Genomic DNA, 21,359 nt, shown 5'->3' on the forward strand with positions numbered 1-21,359 from the left:
GGTTCGCGGTACGGCGGTCCGCCGCCCTGGAGTCTTCCATCGCAGACGAGGACGGCGGTGCCCGCCCCCCGGGTTGCGGTGCGTGCCGGAGGTCACCGATCCGTGATCCGGAGCCGCCCCCTCCACCGGCACAGCAGGGCATCCGGCCCCGGCGGTGGACAATCCCCGATTCTCACCCGGACGAGTGAGCGGTCCTTGTGATCACCCGTCCTGGATAGGTAACCCTTACCTGACGCGACGGTGCGGGTGCCCGCAGATCCCCTTCACCACAGTGCGCGTCGGCACCCCACGCGCCCCAAGGAGCAGCCTTGAGCACCGCCCTCACCGGAGCCCCGCCCGAACCGCAGCTGTCCGCGGAGCGGCCCGCGGCCGAGTCCGACCTGCTGCTGCACCCCGACCCGGCCGTCGCCGCCGAACAGGCCGGTCTGGAAGCCCTGTTGCGCTGCTGGACACGGGAGACCGGGGCCAGGCCCGGCCCCGACGGGCAGCTGCGGATCGCCGTCCTCGGCGGTGCCGCCCGGCTCACCGCCCCGGTCCGCTACTGGTCGCCCGGCGGCTGGCACCGCTTCGGCCCCGCCACCCTCTCGGCCGGAGAGGGGACCGCCGAGGCCCCGGTGGACGCCGTCACCACCGCCGCCCTGCTCGCCGCCGCGGCCGCCGAGCGGCCCGACCCCGGACAGGTCGCCGACCTGGCCGGCCGGGTCGCCGACTCGGTCGTGCGCACCGCCGAGATCCTCGCCCACCGCCGCACCGCCGCCGTGCCCGGCGGACCGGAACGCTCGCACTTCCTCGCCACCGAGCAGTCCCTGCTGCTCGGCCACCCGCTGCACCCCACCCCGAAGAGTCGCGACGGCCTCTCCCCGGCCCAGAGCGCCGCCTACTCGCCCGAGCTGCACGGCTCCTTCCAACTGCACTGGTACGCGGTGGACCGCGCGCTGCTCGCGGCCGGCTCCGCCCTCGCCGAGAGCGCCGAGCAGCTCACCGCCGGGCTGCTCGACGGCACGGTGGCACTGCCGCCCGGCACCGCCGCCGTCCCGCTGCACCCCTGGCAGGCACGCGAACTCGCCCACCGCCCGGCCGTCGCCGCGCTGCTCGCCGACGGGCTGCTGCACGACCTCGGCCCGGCCGGCGAGCCCTGGTACCCCACCTCCTCGGTGCGCACCGTCTACCGGCCCGGCACCCCGTGGATGCTGAAGCTCTCGCTCGGCCTGCGGATCACCAACTCCCGCCGGGAGAACCTGCGCAAGGAGCTCCACCGCGGCCTGGAGATGCACCGGCTGCTGGAGAGCGGACTCGCCGCCGAGTGGCGGGCCGCCCACCCCGGCTTCGACATCGTCCGCGACCCGGCCTGGATCGGCGTCGACCACCCCGACCTCGGCGACCCCGGCGGTCTGGACACCGTGCTGCGCGCCCAGCCCTTCGCGCCCACCGAACGCGCGCTGTGCGTCGCCGGACTGGTCGCCGAACAGCCGCTGGGCACCGGTGACACCGTGCCCTCCCGGCTCGGCGACATCCTGCGGGCGCTGGCCGCCCGCTGCGCCCGCCCGCTGCCCACCGTCGCCGCCGAATGGTTCCTGCGCTACCTGGACGCGGTCGTGCTGCCCATCCTCTGGCTGGACGGCCGGGGCGGCATCGCCCTGGAGGCGCACCAGCAGAACAGCCTCGTGCTGCTGGACGCCGAGGGCTGGCCGTGCGGCGGCCGCTACCGCGACAACCAGGGTTACTACTACCGGGAGAGCGCCGCCGAGCGGCTCACCGCCCGGGTGCCGGGACTCGGCGCGGACAGCGACACCTTCCTGCCGGACGAGGTGATCGACCACCACTTCGCCTACTACCTCGGTATCAACCACGTGCTCGGCCTGATCGGCGCCCTCGGCTCCCAGCGGCTGGCCGACGAGACGGTGCTGCTGGCCGCGCTGCGCCGGTTCCTGACCGGCACGCGGGCCACCGCGGCCGGCTCGGCGCTGTCCGCGCTGCTGCTGGACTCGCCGACGCTGCCGTGCAAGGCCAACCTGCTGACCCGGATCAACGGCATGGACGAGCTGGTCGGCCCGGTCGCCAGCCAGTCGGTGTACGTGGACGTCCCCAACCCGGTGGCGGGCCTCTGATGCCGTGCGAACCGCCCGGGTGGGGAGCGGTCCCCACTCCGGCCGGCGAGTTCCGGCTCAGCCCGGTCCGGCTGCCCGCCGACCTGGCGCTGATCGCGGGGTGGATGAACGATCCCGAGGTCGACGCGTTCTGGGAGCTCGCCGGGCCGCCGGAGACCACCGAGCGGCACGTCCGGGCCCAACTGGACGGGGACGGCCGCAGCACCCCGTGCCTCGGGCTGCTCGACGGCGAGCCGATGAGCTACTGGGAGGTCTACCGCGCCGACCTCGACCCGCTCGCCGCCCACTATCCGGCCAGGCCGCACGACACCGGTCTGCACCTGCTGCTCGGCCCGTCCGTCAGCCGCGGCCGCGGCCTGGGCGCCGTGCTCCTGGCCGCGCTCGCAGAATTGATTCTCCGCCGGAATCCCCGCTGCCAACGGGTGGTCGCCGAGCCGGACGTGCGCAACCGGCGGTCCGTCCGGGCCTTCGAACGGGCCGGATTCCGGGCCGCCGCCGAACTCGACCTGCCCGACAAGCGCGCCGCCCTGATGGTCCGCGACCGGGCCGACGGGCCCGCCGCGCGGCCGGGACCGGGCTCCCCCTGATCCTCCGGACCGGCCCAACTCCCCGCCTAGGACACCCTGTGGACACCTCGACACCCCCTCCGTACGACCTGCTCGGCGTCGGCATCGGACCGTTCAACCTCTCGCTCGCCGCGCTCGCCGAGCCCGTCCCCGGCCTGCGCACGCTCTTCTGCGACCAGCGCCCGGAGTTCCGCTGGCACCACGGGATGCTGGTGGACGGAGCCCGGATGCAGGTGCCGTTCCTCGCCGACCTGGTCTCCCTGGTCGACCCGACCAGCCCGTGGTCCTTCCTCAACTACCTGCGCGCGCAGGACCGGCTGTTCCCGTTCTACTTCGCCGAGCGCTTCCAACTGCCGCGCCGCGAGTACGACCACTACTGCCGCTGGGCCGCCGAACGGCTGGCCGACTGCCGCTTCGGCACCGAGGTCACCGCCCTGCACTGGGAGGCGCCCTGGTACCGCGCCGAGCTGACCGACACCGCGACCGGGCGGCGGTCCTCCGTACGGGCCCGCAACCTGGCCCTCGGCGTCGGCACCCGGCCGGTGCTGCCCGACGCCTTCGCCGCGCTGGCCGGCCACCCGCGGGCCTTCCACTCCTCCGAGTACCTGGACCGCCGCGCCGACCTGGCCGGCGCCCGGGACATCACCGTGGTCGGCAGCGGACAGTCCGGCGCCGAGGTCTTCCTCGACCTGCTCCGGCACCACGAGGGCGACGGCGTCCGGCTGCGCTGGCTCACCCGGACCAGGGCGCTCGCCCCCATGGAGTACTCCAAGCTCGGCCTGGAGCACTTCACCCCCGACTACACCCGCTACTTCCACGCCCTGCCCGCCCCCGTCAGGGACGCCCTGGTCACCGCCCAGTGGCAGCTGCACAAGGCCGCCAGCGCCGAGACCCTCGCCGAGATCCACGACCACCTCTACGAGCGCACCATCGGCCGCCCGATCGACGCCGTCCCGGTCGAGATCACCCCGGGCACCGCCGTCGCCGCCGCCCTCCCCGGCCCCTGCGGCGGCCTCGAACTGCACTGCTGGCACACCGACTCCGGCGCCGAACACCTGCTGCGCACCGACGCCGTGGTGCTCGCCACCGGCTACCGGGCGGCCCGCCCGGCCGCGCTCGAACCGATCGCCGACCTGATCGACTGGGACGAGGCCGGGCGCTACCGGGTCGACCTCGACCACCGGGTCGCCACCAGGCCCGAACTCACCGGCGGGCTGTACGTCCAGAACGCCGAACTGCACAGCCACGGCGTCGGCACGCCCGACCTCGGACTCGGCGCCCACCGGGCCGCCGTGATCCTCAACGCCGTCACCGGGCGCACCGTCCACCGGCTGCCCAGCCGCACCGCCTGGACCGGCTTCGCGCCGCCCGTCCCCGGCCCCGCGCCCTTCGACCGGACCCCCGTCGTCCCCCGCCCCCAGGAGTTGACCCGTGCCGCAACCGTCGGCCGCTGAACCGCCGCTCCACCTGCCCCCGCACCTCACCGCTGGGCACTGGCAGCGGGCCGGCCGCGCCCTGCTGGCCAAGATGCTGGGCGAGTTCGCCTACGAGGAACTGCTCAGGCCCGTCCCCGGCGACGCGCCCGGCGAGTACCTGCTGGAGCTGCCCGAGGCCGAGTACCGCTTCACCGCCAGGCGCGGCGCCTACGACAGCTGGCAGGTCGATCCGGAGTCCGTCCGCTGCTCCCGCCCGGACGGCCTGGACCCGCTGCGCTTCCTCCCGTACGCCCGGCAGACCCTCGGCATGCGCGGCGAGACCACCGGCCACCTGATCCGCGAACTCTCCGCCACCCTGACCGCCGACGCCCGCCAGCTCGCCACCGCGCTGAGCGCCGCCGAACTCGCCGACCTCGACCACAGCGCGCTGGAGGGCCGGCAGACCGGCCACCCGTGGATCGTCCCCAACAAGGGCCGGATCGGCTTCTCCGCCACCGACGCCGCCCGCTGGACCCCGGAGGCCCGCAGCCCCCGCCCGCTGCCCTGGATCGCCGTGCACCGCCGGCTCGCCGAGTACCGCGGCGTGCCGGGGCTGGAGCGGCCGGAGCAGCTGTACGCCCGCGAGCTGGACGACGTGGACGCGCTGCGCGCCGCGCTCGGCCCGGACGCCGGGGACTACCTGCTGCTGCCCGTCCACCCCTGGCAGTGGGACGAGACGATCCTGCCGCTGTTCGCGCCCTGGATCGCCTCAGGCGAGATCGTCCCGCTGCCCTCGGACGGCGACCCACGGCTGCCCCAGCAGTCCATCCGCTCCTTCTTCAACACCGCCCACCCCGAGCGCTGCACCGTCAAGCTGCCGCTGTCCATCCTGAACACCCTGGTCTGGCGCGGCCTGCCGGTCGAGCGCACGCTGGCCGCGCCCACCGTCACCGCCTGGCTGCTCGCGCTGCGCGACGCCGACCCGTACCTGCGCGAGGAGTGCCGGGTGATCCTGCTCGGCGAGATCGCCTCCGTCACCGTCGACCACCCGCTCTACCGCGAGCTGCCCGAGGCGCCGTACCAGTACAAGGAACTGCTCGGCGCGATCTGGCGCCAGCCGCTCGGCCCCTTCCTGGACGGCGGGGAACGGGCCCGCACCCTGGCCGCGCTGTTGCAGACCGGCTCCGACGGGCGGGCGCTCGCCGCCGAGCTGATCGCCCGCTCCGGGCTCACCCCCGCCGAGTGGACCGGCCGGCTGTTCGCCGCGCTGATGCCGCCGCTGCTGCACTTCCTGTACCGCTACGGACTGGTCTTCTCCCCGCACGGCGAGAACGCCATCGTGGTCTTCGACTCGACCGACGCGCCGGTGCGGCTCGCGGTCAAGGACTTCGTGGACGACGTCAACCTCAGCGCGCAGAGCCTGCCCGAGCTGCACGGCCTGCCCGCCGAGGTGGCCGAGGTGCTGCTGCGGGAGAGCCCGCAGGGGCTCTGCCAGTTCATCCACTCCGGGCTGTTCATCGGCGTCTTCCGCTACCTGGCCCCGCTGCTGGAGGCGCAGACCGGGCTGCCCGAGACCGAGTTCTGGGCCCTGCTGCGCGCCGAGGTGCTGCGCTACCAGGACCGCTTCCCCGAGCTGCGCGAGCGCTTCGACCTGTTCGACCTGTTCCGGCCCCGGATCGACCGGCTCTGTCTCAACCGCAACCGGCTGCTCCTCGACGGCTACCAGGACCGCCCGCACCGCCCGCACGCCGCCCGGTACGGGACCGTACCGAACGCACTGGTCGCCGTGGACGTGCGACCGCCCGGGCGACGGGACCGGATTGTCGCCCCCGCCCCGTAGGCTGGGAGGGTCATGACGAACGACTCCGAATCCCAGCCCGCGGCGGACCTCGGCGACGAGTCCGAGGAAGCCGTCGCCGTCCCCCGCTCGCGGCTCCCCGAACTGCTGCACGCCGCGGTGGCGGCCGTCGGCGGCGTCGAGCGCCCCGGCCAGGTCCGCATGGCCGAGGCCGTCGCCGATGCCGTCGACCACGCCGAGCACCTGCTCGTCCAGGCCGGCACCGGCACCGGTAAGTCCCTGGCCTACCTGGTGCCCGCGCTCGCCCACGGGGACCGCGTGGTGGTCGCCACCGCCACCCTGGCGCTGCAACGCCAGCTGGTGGAGCGGGACTTGCCGCGCACCGTCGAGGCGCTGCACCCGGTGCTGCGCCGCCGCCCGCTGTACGCGATGCTCAAGGGCCGCTCCAACTATCTGTGCCTGCACCGGGCCAACGAAGGCACCCCGAGTGACGAGGGTGAGGGCCTGTTCGACCCGGTCGACGCGCTCGGCGGGCCCACCGGCAAGCTCGGGCAGGACGTGCTGCGGCTGCGCGACTGGGCCGACGAGACCGACACCGGGGACCGCGACGACCTCAGCCCCGGCGTCTCCGACAAGGCCTGGGCCCAGCTGTCGGTCACCTCCAAGGAGTGCCTGGGCGCCACCCGCTGCGCGTACGGGCAGGAGTGCTTCGCGGAGAAGGCGCGGGAGCGGGCCAAGCTGGCCGACGTCGTGGTCACCAACCACGCGATGCTCGCGATCGACGCGATCGAGGGCGCGCCGGTGCTGCCCGAGCACGGGCTGCTGATCGTGGACGAGGCGCACGAACTGGTCAACCGGGTCACCGGGGCGGCCACCGCCGAGCTGACCGTCGGCGCGGTCAACCGGGCGGTGAAGCGGGCCGCGCGGCTGGCCAACGAGAAGGCGGTGGACGCGCTCCAGGCCGCCGCCGAGAACTTCCACGGCCTGATGGAGACGGCCCAGCCCGGCCGGGTCGAGGAGCTGCCCGAGTACCTGGGGTACGCGGTCACCTCGATCCGGGACGCCTCCCGCCAGGTGATCACCTCGCTGGGCGAGACCAGGGACAAGGGGCTCAGCGACGAGGACGCCGTCCGCAAGCAGGCGATGGCCTCGGCCGAGGCGCTGCACGAGACCGCCGACCGGCTGCTGGAGGGCTCCGAGTACGACGTGGTCTGGATCGAGCGCAGCGACCGCTACGGGCTGGGCACCGCCTCGCTGCGGGTCGCCCCGCTGAGCGTCTCCGGGCTGCTGCGCGAGGGGCTGTACAAGGAGCGCTCGGTCGTCCTCACCTCGGCCACGCTCAAGCTCGGCGGGGACTTCAACGGCGTCGCCGCCTCCGTCGGCCTGCCCTCCGAGACGCGGCTGCCGGACATCCGCACCGCGGGGGACAACCCCGAACCGGGTTTCGGGGAGGACGCCGTCCCGCGCTGGCGCGGGATCGACGTCGGCTCGCCGTTCAAGTACCCCAAGCAGGGCATCCTGTACGTCGCCAGGCACCTGGCCGACCCCGGACGCGACCCCGAACGTCCCGACATGCTGGACGAGTTGGCCGAGCTGATCGGTGCGGCCGGCGGGCGGACGCTGGGCCTGTTCTCCTCGATGCGCGGCGCCCAGACGGCAGCCGAGGCGATGCGCGAGCGGCTGGACCACCGCGTCCTGCTCCAGGGCGAGGACACCCTGGGCGAGTTGATCAGGGAGTTCGCCTCGGACGCGACCACCTGTCTGTTCGGCACGCTCTCGCTCTGGCAGGGCGTGGACGTGCCCGGCTCGGCCTGCCAGCTGGTCGTGATGGACCGGATCCCGTTCCCCCGGCCGGACGACCCGCTGATGAGCGCCCGCCAGAGGGACGTCGAACAGCGCGGCGGGAACGGCTTCATGGCCGTCGCGGCGACGCACGCGGCGCTGCTGATGGCGCAGGGCGCGGGCCGGCTGGTGCGCGCGGGCGACGACCGGGGCGTGGTCGCGGTGCTGGACCCGCGGGTGGAGACCAAGCGGTACGGGGGCTTCTTCCGGTCCTCGATGCCGGAGTTCTGGTACACCACGGATCGCAACCAGGTGCGCCGCTCGCTGGCGGCGATCGACACCGCGGCGGCGCCGGTGCGGCCGGTGGTGAAGCGGGGCTGAGCGGCCCCGGGCCGTGGGTTGCGGCCCGGGGGTTGCGGCGGCCCGTGGGTTCGGGGCCGCGGGTTCCGGGCCGGGAACGACGGAGGGGCTCCACCGCAGTCCGCGGTGGAGCCCCTCCGTCGTTCCCGTTCACCGAAGGCGTCCGGGTGTGTTCGGGCGGCGTGGTCAGAGGCGGCGCAGGACCGCGACGACCTTGCCCAGGATGGTCGCGTTGTCGCCGTTGATCGGCTCGTACGCAGGGTTGTGCGGCATCAGCCAGATCCGGCCGTCCTCGCGCTTCAGCCGCTTCACGGTGGCCTCGCCGTCGATCATCGCGGCCACGATGTCGCCGTTCTCGGCGACCGGCTGGCGGCGCACCGTGACCCAGTCGCCGTCGCAGATGGCGGCCTCGATCATCGAGTCGCCGCGCACGGTGAGCGCGAACAGCTCGCCCTCGCCGACCAGCTGGCGGGGCAGCGGGAAGACGTCCTCGACCGTCTGCTCGGCCAGGATCGGCCCGCCGGCGGCGATCCGGCCGACCAGTGGCACGTAGGAGGTGGACGGGCGGCCGGCCGTCTCCGCGGTGTTCGGACGGGCCACCTCGACGCCGCGGACCTCGTAGGCGCGCGGACGGTGCGGATCCCGGCGCAGGAAGCCCTTGCGCTCCAGGGCCATCAGCTGGTGGGCGACCGAGGAGGTGCTGGACAGGCCCACGGCCTGGCCGATCTCGCGCATGGACGGCGGGTACCCGCGCCGCTGGACGGAATCCCTGATGACCTCGATCACCCGGCGCTGGCGCTCGGTGAGACCGGCCTCGTCGGTGCGGATGCCGGGGGGGCGGCCGGGCATCGCGCGGGCCGGGGAGGGGTGGGTGTCGTCCATGGCGGGGGAGTGTTCGATCGGCTGGTCGGGAACGCGGGTCGCCCCGGAAAGGGCCGCGCCGGAGAGGCGGTGGTCTTCGCTACGGTCCATGCTGATGTCCACACCCTGCTGATTCGTGGTGCGCTGCCCCACCTTGAACTGGGAGTGTTCCTGCACCGGGATGGTGTTGCTTTCGATCGTGTTCACGGCGGCCCCTCTCGACGGCTGTCCTCTCCCTTTTCCAGCCCAACGCGCCGCCTATCGAAAGGTTGCGCCAAACACACGTTCGAGTGAATTATTCGGGAGTTGACTGACTCGATCAAGGCTTTGTTGTACATCGAGTAAATGTTCGAGTGAAACCCGACCCGGGCAGTCTAATCGGCGCCGCCGCGGCGCCGACACGCCAAGGCGCTCGCCTCCCCCGAAGTCCCAGATGTAGTGGCTACAGTCCTCTCCGTGCCCAGTACTAGTGGTCGCGCCGCATGATCAGCTTGCCGAGGCCGGGGGCGCATCGCATAGACTCAACCGGTCCGAACGTTCTGCCAGGGAGGGATCCCGAGGTGCACTGCCCCTTCTGCCGGCACTCCGACAGCCGTGTTGTCGACAGCCGGACCACCGAGGACGGCAGCTGCATCCGCCGTCGTCGGCAGTGCCCGGACTGCGGCCGCCGCTTCACCACGGTGGAGACGGCCGCGCTGATGGTCATCAAGCGCAGCGGCGTCACCGAGCCGTTCTCCCGGCAGAAGGTCATCACCGGCGTCCGCAAGGCCTGCCAGGGCCGCCCGGTCACCGAGGACGCGCTGGCCCAGCTGGGTCAGCGGGTCGAGGAGTGCGTGCGCGCCAGCGGCAGTGCCGAGCTGACCACCCACGACGTGGGGCTGGCCATACTCGGCCCGCTCAAGGAACTCGACGTGGTGGCCTACCTGCGCTTCGCCAGCGTGTACCAGGCGTACGACGGACTGGAAGACTTCGAGGCCGCCATCGCGGAACTCCGCGCCGAACGGCCCCGCGCCACCGGGACGGACGACGCCCGCGTCTCCGTCTCCGCCGCCGCGCCCTAGGAGGCTCCGGCACCCGGCCCGGGACGGGCCTCGTCGCACCACCACGGCCCCGTGGGGCCCACGCGTGCCCGAAAACTGGGCACAGAACACTACAAACCGTGCGTAAGCAGGCAAGGTCGCCGCCTGCCCGCACACCGGAAGAACGAACCAGCAGTGCCCGGATTTTTCGGGGCACTTCGGGCGTTTGCCCAGGAGGAGGAGCGAGAAGTGACAGACACCACGAGCGGTTCCGCACGCGGGTCGAAGTCCGAGAAGGCCGTGGCCAAGGGCGCCAAGGCCCCGAAGGGCGGTCTCCGGATGGAGCGCATCTACACCACTCCTGGCGTGCACCCGTACGACGAGGTCCGCTGGGAGCGGCGCGACGTCGTCATGACCAACTGGCGCGACGGTTCCATCAACTTCGAGCAGCGCGGCGTCGAGTTCCCCGACTTCTGGTCGGTCAACGCCGTCAACATCGTCACGTCCAAGTACTTCCGCGGCGCCGTCGGCACCCCGCAGCGCGAGTGGAGCCTCAAGCAGATCATCGACCGCGTGGTGCTCACCTACCGCGCGGCCGGCGAGAAGCACGGCTACTTCGCCTCCAAGGACGACGCCGAGATCTTCGAGCACGAGCTGACCCACGCCCTCCTCCACCAGGTGTTCAGCTTCAACTCGCCGGTCTGGTTCAACGTCGGCACCAAGCAGCCCCAGCAGGTCAGCGCCTGCTTCATCCTGTCCGTCGACGACTCCATGGAGTCGATCCTCGACTGGTACAAGGAAGAGGGCATGATCTTCAAGGGCGGCTCCGGCGCCGGCCTCAACCTCTCCCGGATCCGCTCCTCCAAGGAACTGCTCTCCTCCGGCGGCAACGCCTCGGGACCGGTCTCCTTCATGCGCGGCGCCGACGCCTCGGCCGGCACCATCAAGTCCGGTGGCGCCACCCGCCGCGCGGCCAAGATGGTCGTGCTCGACGTGGACCACCCGGACGTCGAGGCCTTCATCGAGACCAAGGTGAAGGAGGAGGAGAAGATCCGCGCCCTGCGCGACGCGGGCTTCGACATGGACCTCGGCGGGGACGACATCACCTCCGTCCAGTACCAGAACGCCAACAACTCGGTCCGCGTCAACGACGAATTCATGACCGCCGTCGAGAACGGCGCCGAATTCGGCCTGCGCGCCCGGATGACCGGCGAGGTCATCGAGACCGTCGACGCGAAGAAGCTGTTCCGCAAGATGGCCGAGGCCGCCTGGGCCTGCGCCGACCCGGGAATCCAGTACGACAGCACCATCAACCACTGGCACACCTGCCCGGAGTCCGGCCGCATCAACGCGTCCAACCCCTGCTCCGAGTACATGCACCTGGACAACTCCAGCTGCAACCTCGCCTCGCTGAACCTGATGAAGTTCCTGCGCGACGACGACTCCTTCGACGCGGCGTCCTTCGCCAAGGTCGTCGAGCTGGTCATCACCGCGATGGACATCTCCATCTGCTTCGCGGACTTCCCGACCGAGAAGATCGGCGAGACCACCCGCGCCTTCCGCCAGCTCGGCATCGGCTACGCCAACCTCGGCGCCCTGCTGATGGCCACCGGCCACGCCTACGACAGCGAGGGCGGCCGCGCCCTGGCCGGCGCCATCAGCTCGCTGATGACCGGCACCGCCTACCGCCGCGGCGCCGAACTCGCCGGTGTGGTCGGCCCGTACGACGGCTACGCCCGCAACGCGACCGCCCACCGGCAGGTCATGAAGCAGCACGCGGACGCCTCGCTGGACGCCGTCTCGGTGGACGACCTGGACGCCCCGGTCCGGCTGGCCGCCAACAAGGCCTGGCAGGACGTGCTGCGCCTCGGCACGCAGAACGGTTTCCGCAACGCCCAGGCCTCGGTGCTCGCCCCGACCGGCACCATCGGCCTGATGATGGACTGCGACACCACCGGCGTCGAGCCCGACCTGGCCCTGGTCAAGTTCAAGAAGCTCGTCGGCGGCGGCTCGATGCAGATCGTCAACGGCACCGTCCCGCGCGCCCTGAAGCGCCTCGGCTACCAGGACGAGCAGATCGAGGCGATCGTCGCCCACATCGCCGAGCACGGCAACGTGGTGGACGCCCCCGGCCTGAAGTCCGAGCACTACGAGGTGTTCGACTGCGCGATGGGCGAGCGCACCATCTCGCCGATGGGGCACGTGCGGATGATGGCGGCGATCCAGCCGTGGATCTCCGGCGCCATCTCCAAGACGGTGAACATGCCGTCCAGCGCGACCGTCGAGGACGTCGAGGAGATCTACTTCGAGGCGTGGAAGATGGGCGTCAAGGCGCTCGCCATCTACCGCGAGAACTCCAAGGTCGGCCAGCCGCTCTCGGCCAAGAAGAAGGACTCCGAGCCCGCGGCCGAGGAGGCCCCGGCCGCGGTGGTCGAGAAGGTCGTCGAGTACCGCCCGGTCCGCAAGCGCCTGCCCAAGGGCCGTCCCGGCATCACCACCTCGTTCACGGTCGGTGGCGCCGAGGGCTACATGACGGCCAACTCCTACCCGGACGACGGCCTGGGCGAGGTCTTCCTGAAGATGTCCAAGCAGGGCTCGACCCTCGCGGGCATGATGGACGCCTTCTCCATCGCGGTGTCGGTCGGCCTCCAGTACGGCGTGCCGCTGGAGACCTACGTCGCGAAGTTCACCAACATGCGCTTCGAGCCGGCCGGTCTGACCGACGACCCGGACGTGCGGATGGCGCAGTCGATCGTCGACTACATCTTCCGCCGCCTGGCGCTGGACTTCCTGCCGTTCGAGACCCGCTCGGCGCTCGGCATCCACTCCGTCGAGGAGCGTCAGCGCCACCTGGAGACGGGCTCGTACGAGCCGCTGGAGGCCGAGGAGCTCGACACCGAGTCGCTCGCCCAGTCCGCGCCGGTCACCGCTGCGCCGGTCCAGGCCGCGCCGGTCCAGGCCCGGGCCGTCGAGGCGCCCAAGCCCGCCGCGAAGCAGGCCCACAACTCCACGGAGCTGATGGAGATCCAGCTCGGCCTCAACGCCGACGCCCCGCTCTGCTTCTCCTGCGGCACCAAGATGCGCCGCGCCGGCAGCTGCTACCTCTGCGAGGGCTGCGGCTCCACCAGCGGCTGCAGCTGACCGCGCTCGACCCCGGTGGTCACCTCCTGAGGTGACCACCTGAAGCGGGGCGAGGACCGTGAAGGTCCTCGCCCCGCTTCTTCGCGTTCCCGGCGCCGCCGATGTCCCGTGCGGCGCCGGAGCGACGGTTCGGCGGAGCTGGGCCGTCGGACGACCGGGACGTGAACCGTCGCGCTCGGGCGGGCGCCGACGGCGTCGCCACGTGGTGTGTGTGGTGTGAAAGAAGGGGACTGGCCGTCAACTGGCTGCTTGAGGGCTATGTCTGAATCGATATGATCGGCAGAAAGCGTGAACCGATCAGCCGCCCGGAGACGTTTGACGACGTCGCCCGGGCGGTCTGGTATGCGCCCGAACCGCGGTCGGCGGACGCAACCGTCGCCGACCCGCTGCCCGCGCCGCCGCCCGCCGACGTTGCCGAGGACCGCCCCGATGAGAGAAGCCACCAGCCCCGCCGGTCGGCCGCGCCGAAGGCCCGCGCCGCGCACCGTCGCCCTGACCGCCGCCGCCGTGCTGCTGGCACTGGTCGCCGCGCCGGTCGGCATCGCCCGGGCACTGGGTGCGCACCAGCCGCTCACCGCCCTCGCGGTCGGCGCCGTCACGGTGCTCTGGCTGATCGCCGTCGGCCTCGCCGGGACCGGGGCCGAACGCTCCCGCGGGCTGACCGAGGAGCTGGCCGCGCAGCACGAGGAGACCCGGGCCGCGCTGGTCGCCGCGGGCACGGCCCGGCAGGCCGAGACGGCCGCCGCCGACCGCGCCGCCGCAGCGCTCGCCGAGCGGGACGCCGCCCGCGCCGAGCAGGCCAGGGCCGACGCGGACGTCACCGCCGCGCACGTCGAGCTGACCCGGCTGCGGGCCGCACTCGACGACGAGCGGGCCCGGGCCGAGGCGGAGCGGACCAGCACCGAGGCCGAGCGCGCCGAGCTGGCCCGGATCGCCGAGAGCGTGCTGCCCGAGGTGGTGGGGAAGCTGCGGTCCGGCGCCGCCGTGGACAGCGCGCTGGCCGTCCACCGCAAGCACCCCCAGTACGCGCTGCTGCGCGCCGTCGGCGAGGAGATCGGCCGGGGCGAGCGGCTGCGGGCCGCCGCGCTCGCGGTCTGCGCGACCGCCGCCGGCCGGGTGCAGGCCCTGGCCACGAGGATGCACGCCGAACTGCGCGAGATGCAGCACCGCCACGACGAGGAGGTCCTCGGCGACCTGCTGAGCCTGGACCACTCGACCGCCCAGGCGGGCCGGATGGCCGACAGCATCGCGGTGCTCACCGGCGCCCGCTCGGGCCGCCGCTGGGCCAAGCCGATCGCGGTGGAGTCGGTGCTGCGCGGCGCGCTCGGCCGGATCGGCGCCTACCAGCGGGTGCGGCTGCACAACGCCAGCACCGCCGCGGTCGCCGGCTACGCCGCCGAGGGCGTGATGCACGCGCTGGCCGAACTGCTGGACAACGCCACCAACTTCTCCGCCCCGCCGGCCGAGGTGCACGTCTACGTCGAGGAGGTGCCCGCCGGGCTGGCGGTCACCGTCGAGGACAGTGGACTGGGCCTCAGCGACAGCTGGCTGCGCCGGGCCGAACGGGCCGTCTCCGCCGAGCCGCTGGACCTCGCCACGCTCTCCGCCGGCACCCGGCTCGGGCTCGCGGTGGTCGGTGTGCTGGCGCGCAAGCACGGCCTGCAGATCTCCTTCCGGCCGTCGGCGCGCGGTGGCACCGGGGTGGTGATGCTGATCCCGCAGCAGTTGGTCACGCACCAGACTCCGACCGCCGACCCGGCGCCCGTCCAGGCGTCCGTCCCGGTGCAGGCGCCGCCCACCGAGTCCGCGCGCCCCGTGCTCACCCAGGCGCGCCCCGCCGCCTCGCTGCCCCCGGCGCCCGCCGCGCAGCCCGTCGCCTCGGCGCAGCCCGCCCCCGCCGCTCAGCCCGCCGCCGTCAGGGCGCAGACTGCCACCGCCACCGCGCCCGCGTTGCCGGCCGCGCCCGCCCGGATGACCGACAGCGGCCTGCCGCAGCGCCGCCGCGGGCAGACGCTGGCCACCGCCGCCCCCGCGGCGGACCACGCCGCGAAGCCCGTACGCGGCGACGCGGGCGCGGCAGCCCGGTTCGGCGCGTTCCGCCGGGCCGCCGCCCGACCCGTGGCGGCCGAGCAGGCTCCGGCCGGGGCGCCGACCACGGACCCCGACACCATGCCCGACGCTTCCCCCGTCACCGAGAAGGACACCTGATGAGCAGCGCCATCGACCGCGACCTCGACTGGCTGTTGGAGAACCTGCTGGCGGCGACCCCCGGCACCCGGCACGCCCTGGTCCTCTCCGCCGACGGCCTCAAGCTCTGCCACACCACGGGCCTGAGCACCGACCAGGCCGACCAGCTGGCCGCCATCGCCTCGGGCCTCCAGAGCCTGGCACACGGCGCCTCGATCGAGTTCGGCGACGGCAGCGGCGGCGTGCGGCAGTCGATGACCGAGTTCCACGGCGGCATCCTGTGCATCGTGGCGGCGGGCGAGGGCGCGCACCTGGCGGTGGTCACGGACGAGGAAGCGGACGTCGGCGTGGTCGGCCACAACATGCACGGCCTGATCGAGCAGATCGGGGTCCACCTCAGCGCGCCCGTCCGGAGTGCGGAATCCGACGGGGCCGCCGCTCGAGAGAGCGCAGGTATATGAACGCCGGGCCGGTGCCGCCGGGCCGCGACGACGACCCGGACCGCCTCTACACCATCACCCGGGGCCGCAGCCGGGCTCCGGAGAACGCCTTCGACCTGGTCACCCTGATCGTCGCCGAGCGGCAGCCGGCGCCCGGGATGCAGTCGGAGCACGCGCGGATCCTGCGGATGTGCGAGGTCCCGACCGCCGTCGTGGAGGTGGCGGCGGAGCTGACGCTGCCCATTTCGGTGGTGAAGATCCTGCTCGGCGACCTGCTGGAGTCCGGGGCGGTCACCGCCAGGCACCCCAGGTTCGCGCCGAACAAGGCCAGGCTGCCCGACCTCGACACGCTGAAGCAGGTGCTGCATGGCCTCCAACGGCTCTGACGCCCGGGTCGGCGGCGGCACTGAGGTCGGCACCGGCACCGACGGCGGCACCGGTGCCGCCGCCCGGCCCGGCGAGCCGCGCACCCCGCTGCGGGCGACCGCCGACAACGCGCTGAAGATCGTCGTGGTCGGCGGCTTCGGCGTCGGCAAGACCACACTGGTCGGCTCGGTCAGCGAGATCCGCCCGCTGAACACCGAAGAGGTGATGACCCGGGCGGGCGAGGGCGTCGACCCGGCCGGAGCCTGGGGCAAGCGCTCCACCACGGTGGCCTTCGACTTCGGCCGGATCACCCTCTCCGAGCGCCAGGTGCTGTACCTGTTCGGCGCGCCCGGGCAGGAGCGCTTCTGGTTCCTCTGGGACCGGCTGTTCAGCGGTGCCCTGGGCGCGGTCGTCCTGGTGGACACCCGGCGGCTGGAGGACTCCTGGTACGCGATCGACCGGCTGGAGCACCACGGCACGCCGTTCATCGTGGCCCGCAACAACTTCGGCGAGCCGGGCCACACCCTGGCGCAGGTCCGCGAGGCGCTGGACCTGCCGGCCGAGGTGCCGCTGGTGGACTGCGACGCCCGCGACCGCGAGTCGGGCAAGCGGGTGCTGATCGCCCTGGTCCACCACCTGGCAGCCCTGGCCGGCGCCGACGAGGCCGCGCTGTCCGCGGTCGTGTGGGACGAACCGACGGCCATCGCGGCGGACGAACCGGCCGCCGCGGGGGACGACGAGGCGGCCCCGGCCGAAGCGCCCGCCCCGGCAGGGGCCCGCACCGCGATCTACGAGGAGAGCACCCCGTGACCGAGCCCGCCGCCACCCCGCCCCCGGGCTGCCCGGCGCACGCCGCCGCCACGCCGCTGTACGGGCCGCGATTCCAGACCGACCCCGCCCAGCTCTACCGCGAGCTGCGCGCCGCGCACGGCCCGGTCGCCCCGGTCGAACTGGCCGGCGGCGTGCCCGCCTGGCTGGTCATCGGCTACCGCGAGCTCCAGCAGGTGACCGGCAGCCCCCAGCTGTTCGGCCGTGACTCCGGCCGCTGGCACGCCTGGGCGACGCTGCCCGCCGACTGGCCGCTGAAGCCGATGATGGCGCCCGCCCCCTCGATCCTCTACACCGAGGGCGAGGAGCACGTCCGGCGCTCGCGCGCGGTCACCGACGCGCTGGCCGGGATCGACCCGTACGAGCTGCGCAAGCACGCGGAGGAGATCGCCGACCGGCTGATCGACGGGTTCGCCGGGCGCGGCGAGGCCGACCTGGTCGCCGAGTACGTGCACCGGATGCCGCTGCTGGTGCTGTGCCGGGTGCTCGGCCTGGACGAGGAACAGGCGCCGCAGCTGATCGCGGCGCTGCTGGCCATGCTGGACGGAGGCCAGGACGCCGCGGCCGGTGCCCAGCGGCTGCTGGAGTTGATGCACGCGCTGGTCGAGGAGAAGGCCGGGTACCCGGGCGCCGACGTGGCCTCGCGGATGCTGGAGCACCCGGCCGGGCTGACCCACGACGAGGTGATGCGCGACCTGCGCGTGCTGCTGATCGCGGGCCACCAGCCGACCTCGTACTGGATCTCCAACGCGCTGCGGCTGATGCTCACCGACGAGCGGTTCGCCGCCTCGTTGGCGGGCGGCCGGCGCAGCATCAGCCAGGCGCTGAACAAGGTGCTCTGGGAGGACACCCCGACCCAGATCTTCGCCGGCCGCTGGGCGGTCCGGGACACCCGGCTCGGCGGCCGGCGGATCGGCGAGGGGGACCTGGTCCTGCTCGGCTTCGCCGGGGCCAACGCCGATCCGTCGGTCCGGCAGCCGGACGGCCGCCCGGCGGAAGGGAACCGGGCGCACATGAGCTACTCGTACGGCGAGCACGGCTGTCCGTTCCCGGCCCAGGAGGCGGCCGAGGTGATCGCCACCACCGCGATCGAGGTGCTGCTCGACCGGCTGCCGGACCTGCGGCTCGCGGTGGCCGAGCACGCGCTGGTGTGGCGGCCGTCGGCCTGGGTGCGCGGGCTGGTGGCGTTGCCGGTCTCGTTCACCCCGGGCCACCCGGCCTGACCCACGACACCCGCCGTACGAAGGAGAACCGTCGATGACCGCTGCCCCGGCCCGAATCGTCCTCGACCCGCTGGCCCGCGACAGCGCGGCGGAGGGCGCGCTGCTGCGGGCCGCCGGCCCGGTGGTGCCGGTCGAACTGCCGGGCGGGGTCGCCGCCTGGGCGGTGGTCCGGCACGGCGCCGCGCGGGACCTGCTGACGGACGCCCGGCTGGTGAAGGACGCCGCGCACTGGGCGGCCTACCAGCGCGGCGAGGTGCCGAAGACCTGGCCGCTGATCGGCCTGGCGGTGCCGGGCCCGAGCATGGTGACCACGGACGGCGCCGAGCACCGCCGGCTGCGGGCGCTGGTCGCCCAGGCCTTCACCCCGCGCCGGGTGGAGCTGATGCGCCCGCGGGTCGAGGAGACCACCCGCGCGCTGCTGGACGGCCTGGCGGCGGGCGAGCCGGTGGTGGACCTCAAGACGGCCTTCGCCTTCCCGCTGCCGATGACGGTGATCTGCTCGCTGCTGGGCGTGCCGGAGTCGGACCACGGTCTGCTGCGCGACCTGTACGAGCGGTTCTTCGGCATCAAGCCCGACCCCGAGGGCATCCAGGCGACCGTCGCCGGACTGAACGCCTTCGTCAACGGCTTGGTGGCGCAGCGCCGTTCGGCTCCCGGTGACGACCTGGCGAGCGTCCTGCTGGCGGCCGACACCGAGGGCGGGGCGCTGACCGACGCGGAGGCGGCGGCCACCCTGCGGGTGATCATCGCGGCCGGTCACGAGACCACGGTGAACCTGATCGGCAACGCGGTACGGGCGCTGCTGGCCCACCCGGACCAGCTGGAGCTGGTGCGCTCGGAGCGGGTCTCCTGGGACGCGGTGGTGGAGGAGTCGCTCCGCTGGACGCCGCCGACCGGCAACTTCCTGTTCCGCTTCGCGGCCGAGTCCATCCCGGTCGGCGAGGTGGTGATCCCGGCCGGCGAGCCGGTGCTGGTCTCGTACAACGCGATCGGCCGCGACCCGCTCCAGCACGGGGTGACGGCCGAGGTCTTCGACCTCACCCGGGACCCGATCCGCCACCTGTCCTTCGGCCACGGGCCGCACGTCTGCCCGGGCTCGCCGCTGGCCCGACTGGAGGCGGGGGTCGCGCTGCCCGCGCTGTTCGAGCGTTTCCCGGGGCTGTCGCTCGCGGTGCCGGACGCCGAGCTGCGGCCGAGCCCGTCGCTGGTGGTGAACGGTCTGCTGGAGCTGCCGATCCGGCTGTACTGACGATTCGTCATGTCACGTGCTCCGGTCGGGTTTTCGGCCGGAGCCTGTCGGCTCCTCCGTGGGCGGCTCCGGGGTGCCTTCCGGTGGGGGCGGATCGGAGGGGTGAACGTGAAGGTCGGGCGCGAAGGTCGAGCGGGGACCTTGGCGGGGGCCGACGGCTGCGTTAACGTCATCGATCAGTCCGGCCGCCGTCCGCCCGTGATCCTGTCCGTGATCCCGCCCGCGTCCCTGTCCGTTCCCCGGTCCGCGATCCTGCTCCGCGATCCCTGAAGTCCGTGAAGGCCCGTCTCCGGTACAGCGCGACGTCGTTCAGCCCACCGTCGGCAGTACGCCCTGGCGAGGAGAACCGCATTGACCCTCAATCCGACCGCGCCGCATCGGAGTTACCGCCGCCGAACGGCCGCTCTGCCCGTCCTGGTGGCGGCGCTCGCGCTGACCGCGGCCTGCTCCAACAGCTCCGGTGGTTCGGGGGGCGGTGGAGGCGGGTCGGCCGAGTCGCTCACCGGTGACTGCGCCAAGTACCAGCCGTACGCCGGGCATTCGGGCACGACGGTGACGATGTTCGCCTCGATCCTGAGCCCGGAGTCGGACAACCTGGAGAAGTCCTGGGCCGAGTTCGCCAAGTGCACCGGGATCAAGATCAGCTACGAGGGCTCGAACGACTTCGAGTCCCAGCTGCCGGTCCGGGTGTCCGGCGGCAACGCCCCGGACTTCGCGGTCATCCCGCAGCCCGGCCTGCTGGCGCAGATGGTGAAGAGCGGGAAGGTGGTGAAGCCGCCCGCGGAGACCGTCACGAACCAGGGCAAGTGGAGCCCGATCTGGAAGACCTACGGTTCGGTCGACGGCAGCTTCTACGCGGCCCCGATGAGCGCCAACATGAAGTCCCTGGTCTGGTACTCGCCGAAGACCTTCAAGGCGGCCGGCTACGAGGTGCCGAAGACCTGGGCCGACCTGATGTCGCTCAGCGACAGGATCGCCAAGGCGGGCGGCTCCAAGCCGTGGTGCGGCGGCATCGCCTCCGGGACGGCCACCGGCTGGCCGGCCACCGACTGGCTGGAGGAGGCGGTGCTGGGCTCGTACGGCGGCGAGGTGTACGACCAGTGGGTCGGCCACCAGGTGAAGTTCTCCGACCAGAAGATCACCGACGCGATGCGGACGGTCGCCGGCTGGATGCAGAACCCGGACTGGGTCAACGCGGGCTTCGGTGACGTGAAGTCGATCGCCACCACCACCTTCCAGGACGCGGGAACGCCGATCCTGAGCGGCAAGTGCCTGATGCTCCAGCAGGCCTCGTTCTACGAGGCGCAGTGGCCCAAGGGCACCAAGGTCGGTCCGGACGGGGACGTCTTCGCCTTCCACCTGCCGGCGGTGAACCCGGCGATCGCCAATCCGGTCGAGGGCGGCGGCGAGTTTCTGGCGGCCTTCTCCGGCCGGCCCGAGGTGCAGGCGGTGCAGAACTACCTGTCCAGCTCGGACTGGGCGAGCAGCCGGGTGAAGACCGCGAGCGGCTGGGTCTCGGCCAACCAGGGCGTGGACAGGAGCCTGTACACCGATCCGATCGACAAGCTGTCGGCCGAGGCGCTGACCGACCCGTCGGCGACCTTCCGCTTCGACGGCTCCGACCTGATGCCGGCCGCGATCGGTGCGGGACAGGAGTGGAAGTCGCTGACCGCCTGGTTCGCCGAGGGGCAGTCGATCCAGAAGACCGCCGCCGACATCGACGCCGCCTGGCCGCAGTAGCCGAGGCGCCGCCCGGTGCCGTCCCGGGGTGTCGGCGTCCGGACCTCGGGCTCCGGACTCCGGGCTCCGGGCTCCGGGCTCCGGCGCCCGCGTTCCGGACACCGGCTTCCGGCTTCCGGTTTCCGTTCCGGTTCCGGGGCGGGCCGGACGCACACCGAGGACCACCTGTCGAGGGGGGGGGGGGGGCCCCCCCCCCCCCCCCCCCCCCCCCCCCCCCCCCAACCCCCACCCCCCCCCCCCCCCCCCCAGGCCCCCTTAACCCACCCCCCCCCCCCG

The 21,359-nt window shown here is 73.2% G+C and carries 15 protein-coding genes; 14 read left to right on the plus strand and 1 reads right to left on the minus strand.

Annotated features, from left to right (window positions below; genetic code table 11):
• Nucleotides 1–308 precede the first annotated feature (308 nt).
• From ACIQOW_RS35135 to ACIQOW_RS35155, 5 genes are read left to right on the plus strand one after another with little or no spacing between them, the layout of a single operon-like run.
• Nucleotides 309–2,108: an IucA/IucC family protein gene (locus ACIQOW_RS35135; RefSeq protein WP_401091923.1), complete on the plus strand. Its 1,800-nt coding sequence runs from the start codon at nucleotides 309–311 to the stop codon at nucleotides 2,106–2,108.
• Nucleotides 2,000–2,695 (plus strand): GNAT family N-acetyltransferase, encoded by a 696-nt coding sequence (locus ACIQOW_RS35140; protein WP_401091925.1) that lies wholly within the window; start codon nucleotides 2,000–2,002, stop codon nucleotides 2,693–2,695. Before ACIQOW_RS35135 ends, ACIQOW_RS35140 begins: the two co-directional genes overlap by 109 nt.
• A 38-nt stretch (nucleotides 2,696–2,733) precedes the next feature.
• Complete coding sequence (locus tag ACIQOW_RS35145; protein WP_401091927.1) at nucleotides 2,734–4,128, plus strand: lysine N(6)-hydroxylase/L-ornithine N(5)-oxygenase family protein; 1,395 nt, start codon at nucleotides 2,734–2,736, stop codon at nucleotides 4,126–4,128.
• Nucleotides 4,106–5,929 carry an IucA/IucC family protein gene (locus tag ACIQOW_RS35150; protein WP_401091929.1) on the plus strand — a complete coding sequence of 608 codons (1,824 nt, stop codon included), beginning with the start codon at nucleotides 4,106–4,108 and terminating at the stop codon, nucleotides 5,927–5,929. The genes ACIQOW_RS35145 and ACIQOW_RS35150 overlap by 23 nt, the downstream gene beginning before the upstream one ends.
• Before the next feature lie 12 nt (nucleotides 5,930–5,941).
• Nucleotides 5,942–8,050 (plus strand): ATP-dependent DNA helicase, encoded by a 2,109-nt coding sequence (locus ACIQOW_RS35155; protein ID WP_401091931.1) that lies wholly within the window; start codon nucleotides 5,942–5,944, stop codon nucleotides 8,048–8,050.
• A 165-nt stretch (nucleotides 8,051–8,215) separates the two neighbouring features.
• On the opposite strand, the gene lexA is transcribed toward ACIQOW_RS35155, so the two are convergent.
• On the minus strand, nucleotides 8,216–9,097 hold the full coding sequence (gene lexA / locus ACIQOW_RS35160) for a transcriptional repressor LexA (protein ID WP_401091932.1): 882 nt from the start codon (nucleotides 9,095–9,097) through the stop codon (nucleotides 8,216–8,218).
• A gap of 353 nt (nucleotides 9,098–9,450) precedes the next feature.
• Between lexA and nrdR the strand changes: the two genes are divergently transcribed.
• The 9 genes from nrdR (at nucleotide 9,451) to ACIQOW_RS35205 (ending at nucleotide 21,083) form a co-directional block, all read left to right on the plus strand.
• On the plus strand, nucleotides 9,451–9,951 hold the full coding sequence (nrdR, locus tag ACIQOW_RS35165; protein WP_401091933.1) for a transcriptional regulator NrdR: 501 nt from the start codon (nucleotides 9,451–9,453) through the stop codon (nucleotides 9,949–9,951).
• A 207-nt stretch (nucleotides 9,952–10,158) separates the two neighbouring features.
• Nucleotides 10,159–13,050: a vitamin B12-dependent ribonucleotide reductase gene (locus ACIQOW_RS35170; RefSeq protein ID WP_401091934.1), complete on the plus strand. Its 2,892-nt coding sequence runs from the start codon at nucleotides 10,159–10,161 to the stop codon at nucleotides 13,048–13,050.
• Between the two features lie 429 nt (nucleotides 13,051–13,479).
• Entirely contained in the window at nucleotides 13,480–15,258 is a 1,779-nt protein-coding gene (locus tag ACIQOW_RS35175; RefSeq protein WP_401091935.1) for a sensor histidine kinase, read from the plus strand.
• The gene (locus tag ACIQOW_RS35180; protein ID WP_401091936.1) at nucleotides 15,258–15,698 is read left to right on the plus strand and encodes a roadblock/LC7 domain-containing protein; all 441 of its coding nucleotides are present in this window, start codon (nucleotides 15,258–15,260) and stop codon (nucleotides 15,696–15,698) included. The genes ACIQOW_RS35175 and ACIQOW_RS35180 overlap by 1 nt, the downstream gene beginning before the upstream one ends.
• Nucleotides 15,695–16,063 (plus strand): DUF742 domain-containing protein, encoded by a 369-nt coding sequence (locus tag ACIQOW_RS35185; RefSeq protein ID WP_401091937.1) that lies wholly within the window; start codon nucleotides 15,695–15,697, stop codon nucleotides 16,061–16,063. Before ACIQOW_RS35180 ends, ACIQOW_RS35185 begins: the two co-directional genes overlap by 4 nt.
• An 88-nt stretch (nucleotides 16,064–16,151) precedes the next feature.
• The gene (locus tag ACIQOW_RS35190) at nucleotides 16,152–16,853 is read left to right on the plus strand and encodes a GTP-binding protein (RefSeq protein ID WP_401091982.1); all 702 of its coding nucleotides are present in this window, start codon (nucleotides 16,152–16,154) and stop codon (nucleotides 16,851–16,853) included.
• Nucleotides 16,850–18,094: a cytochrome P450 gene (locus tag ACIQOW_RS35195; protein WP_401091938.1), complete on the plus strand. Its 1,245-nt coding sequence runs from the start codon at nucleotides 16,850–16,852 to the stop codon at nucleotides 18,092–18,094. Before ACIQOW_RS35190 ends, ACIQOW_RS35195 begins: the two co-directional genes overlap by 4 nt.
• 34 nt (nucleotides 18,095–18,128) lie before the next feature.
• Nucleotides 18,129–19,343, plus strand: a complete 1,215-nt coding sequence (locus tag ACIQOW_RS35200) for a cytochrome P450 (RefSeq protein WP_401091939.1) — start codon at nucleotides 18,129–18,131, stop codon at nucleotides 19,341–19,343.
• 351 nt (nucleotides 19,344–19,694) lie between these two features.
• On the plus strand, nucleotides 19,695–21,083 hold the full coding sequence (locus ACIQOW_RS35205; RefSeq protein WP_401091940.1) for an ABC transporter substrate-binding protein: 1,389 nt from the start codon (nucleotides 19,695–19,697) through the stop codon (nucleotides 21,081–21,083).
• The last annotated feature ends 276 nt before the right edge of the window (nucleotides 21,084–21,359 follow it).

The sequence above is a fragment of the Kitasatospora sp. NPDC091335 genome, from assembly GCF_044757205.1.
Taxonomy (GTDB): domain Bacteria; phylum Actinomycetota; class Actinomycetes; order Streptomycetales; family Streptomycetaceae; genus Kitasatospora.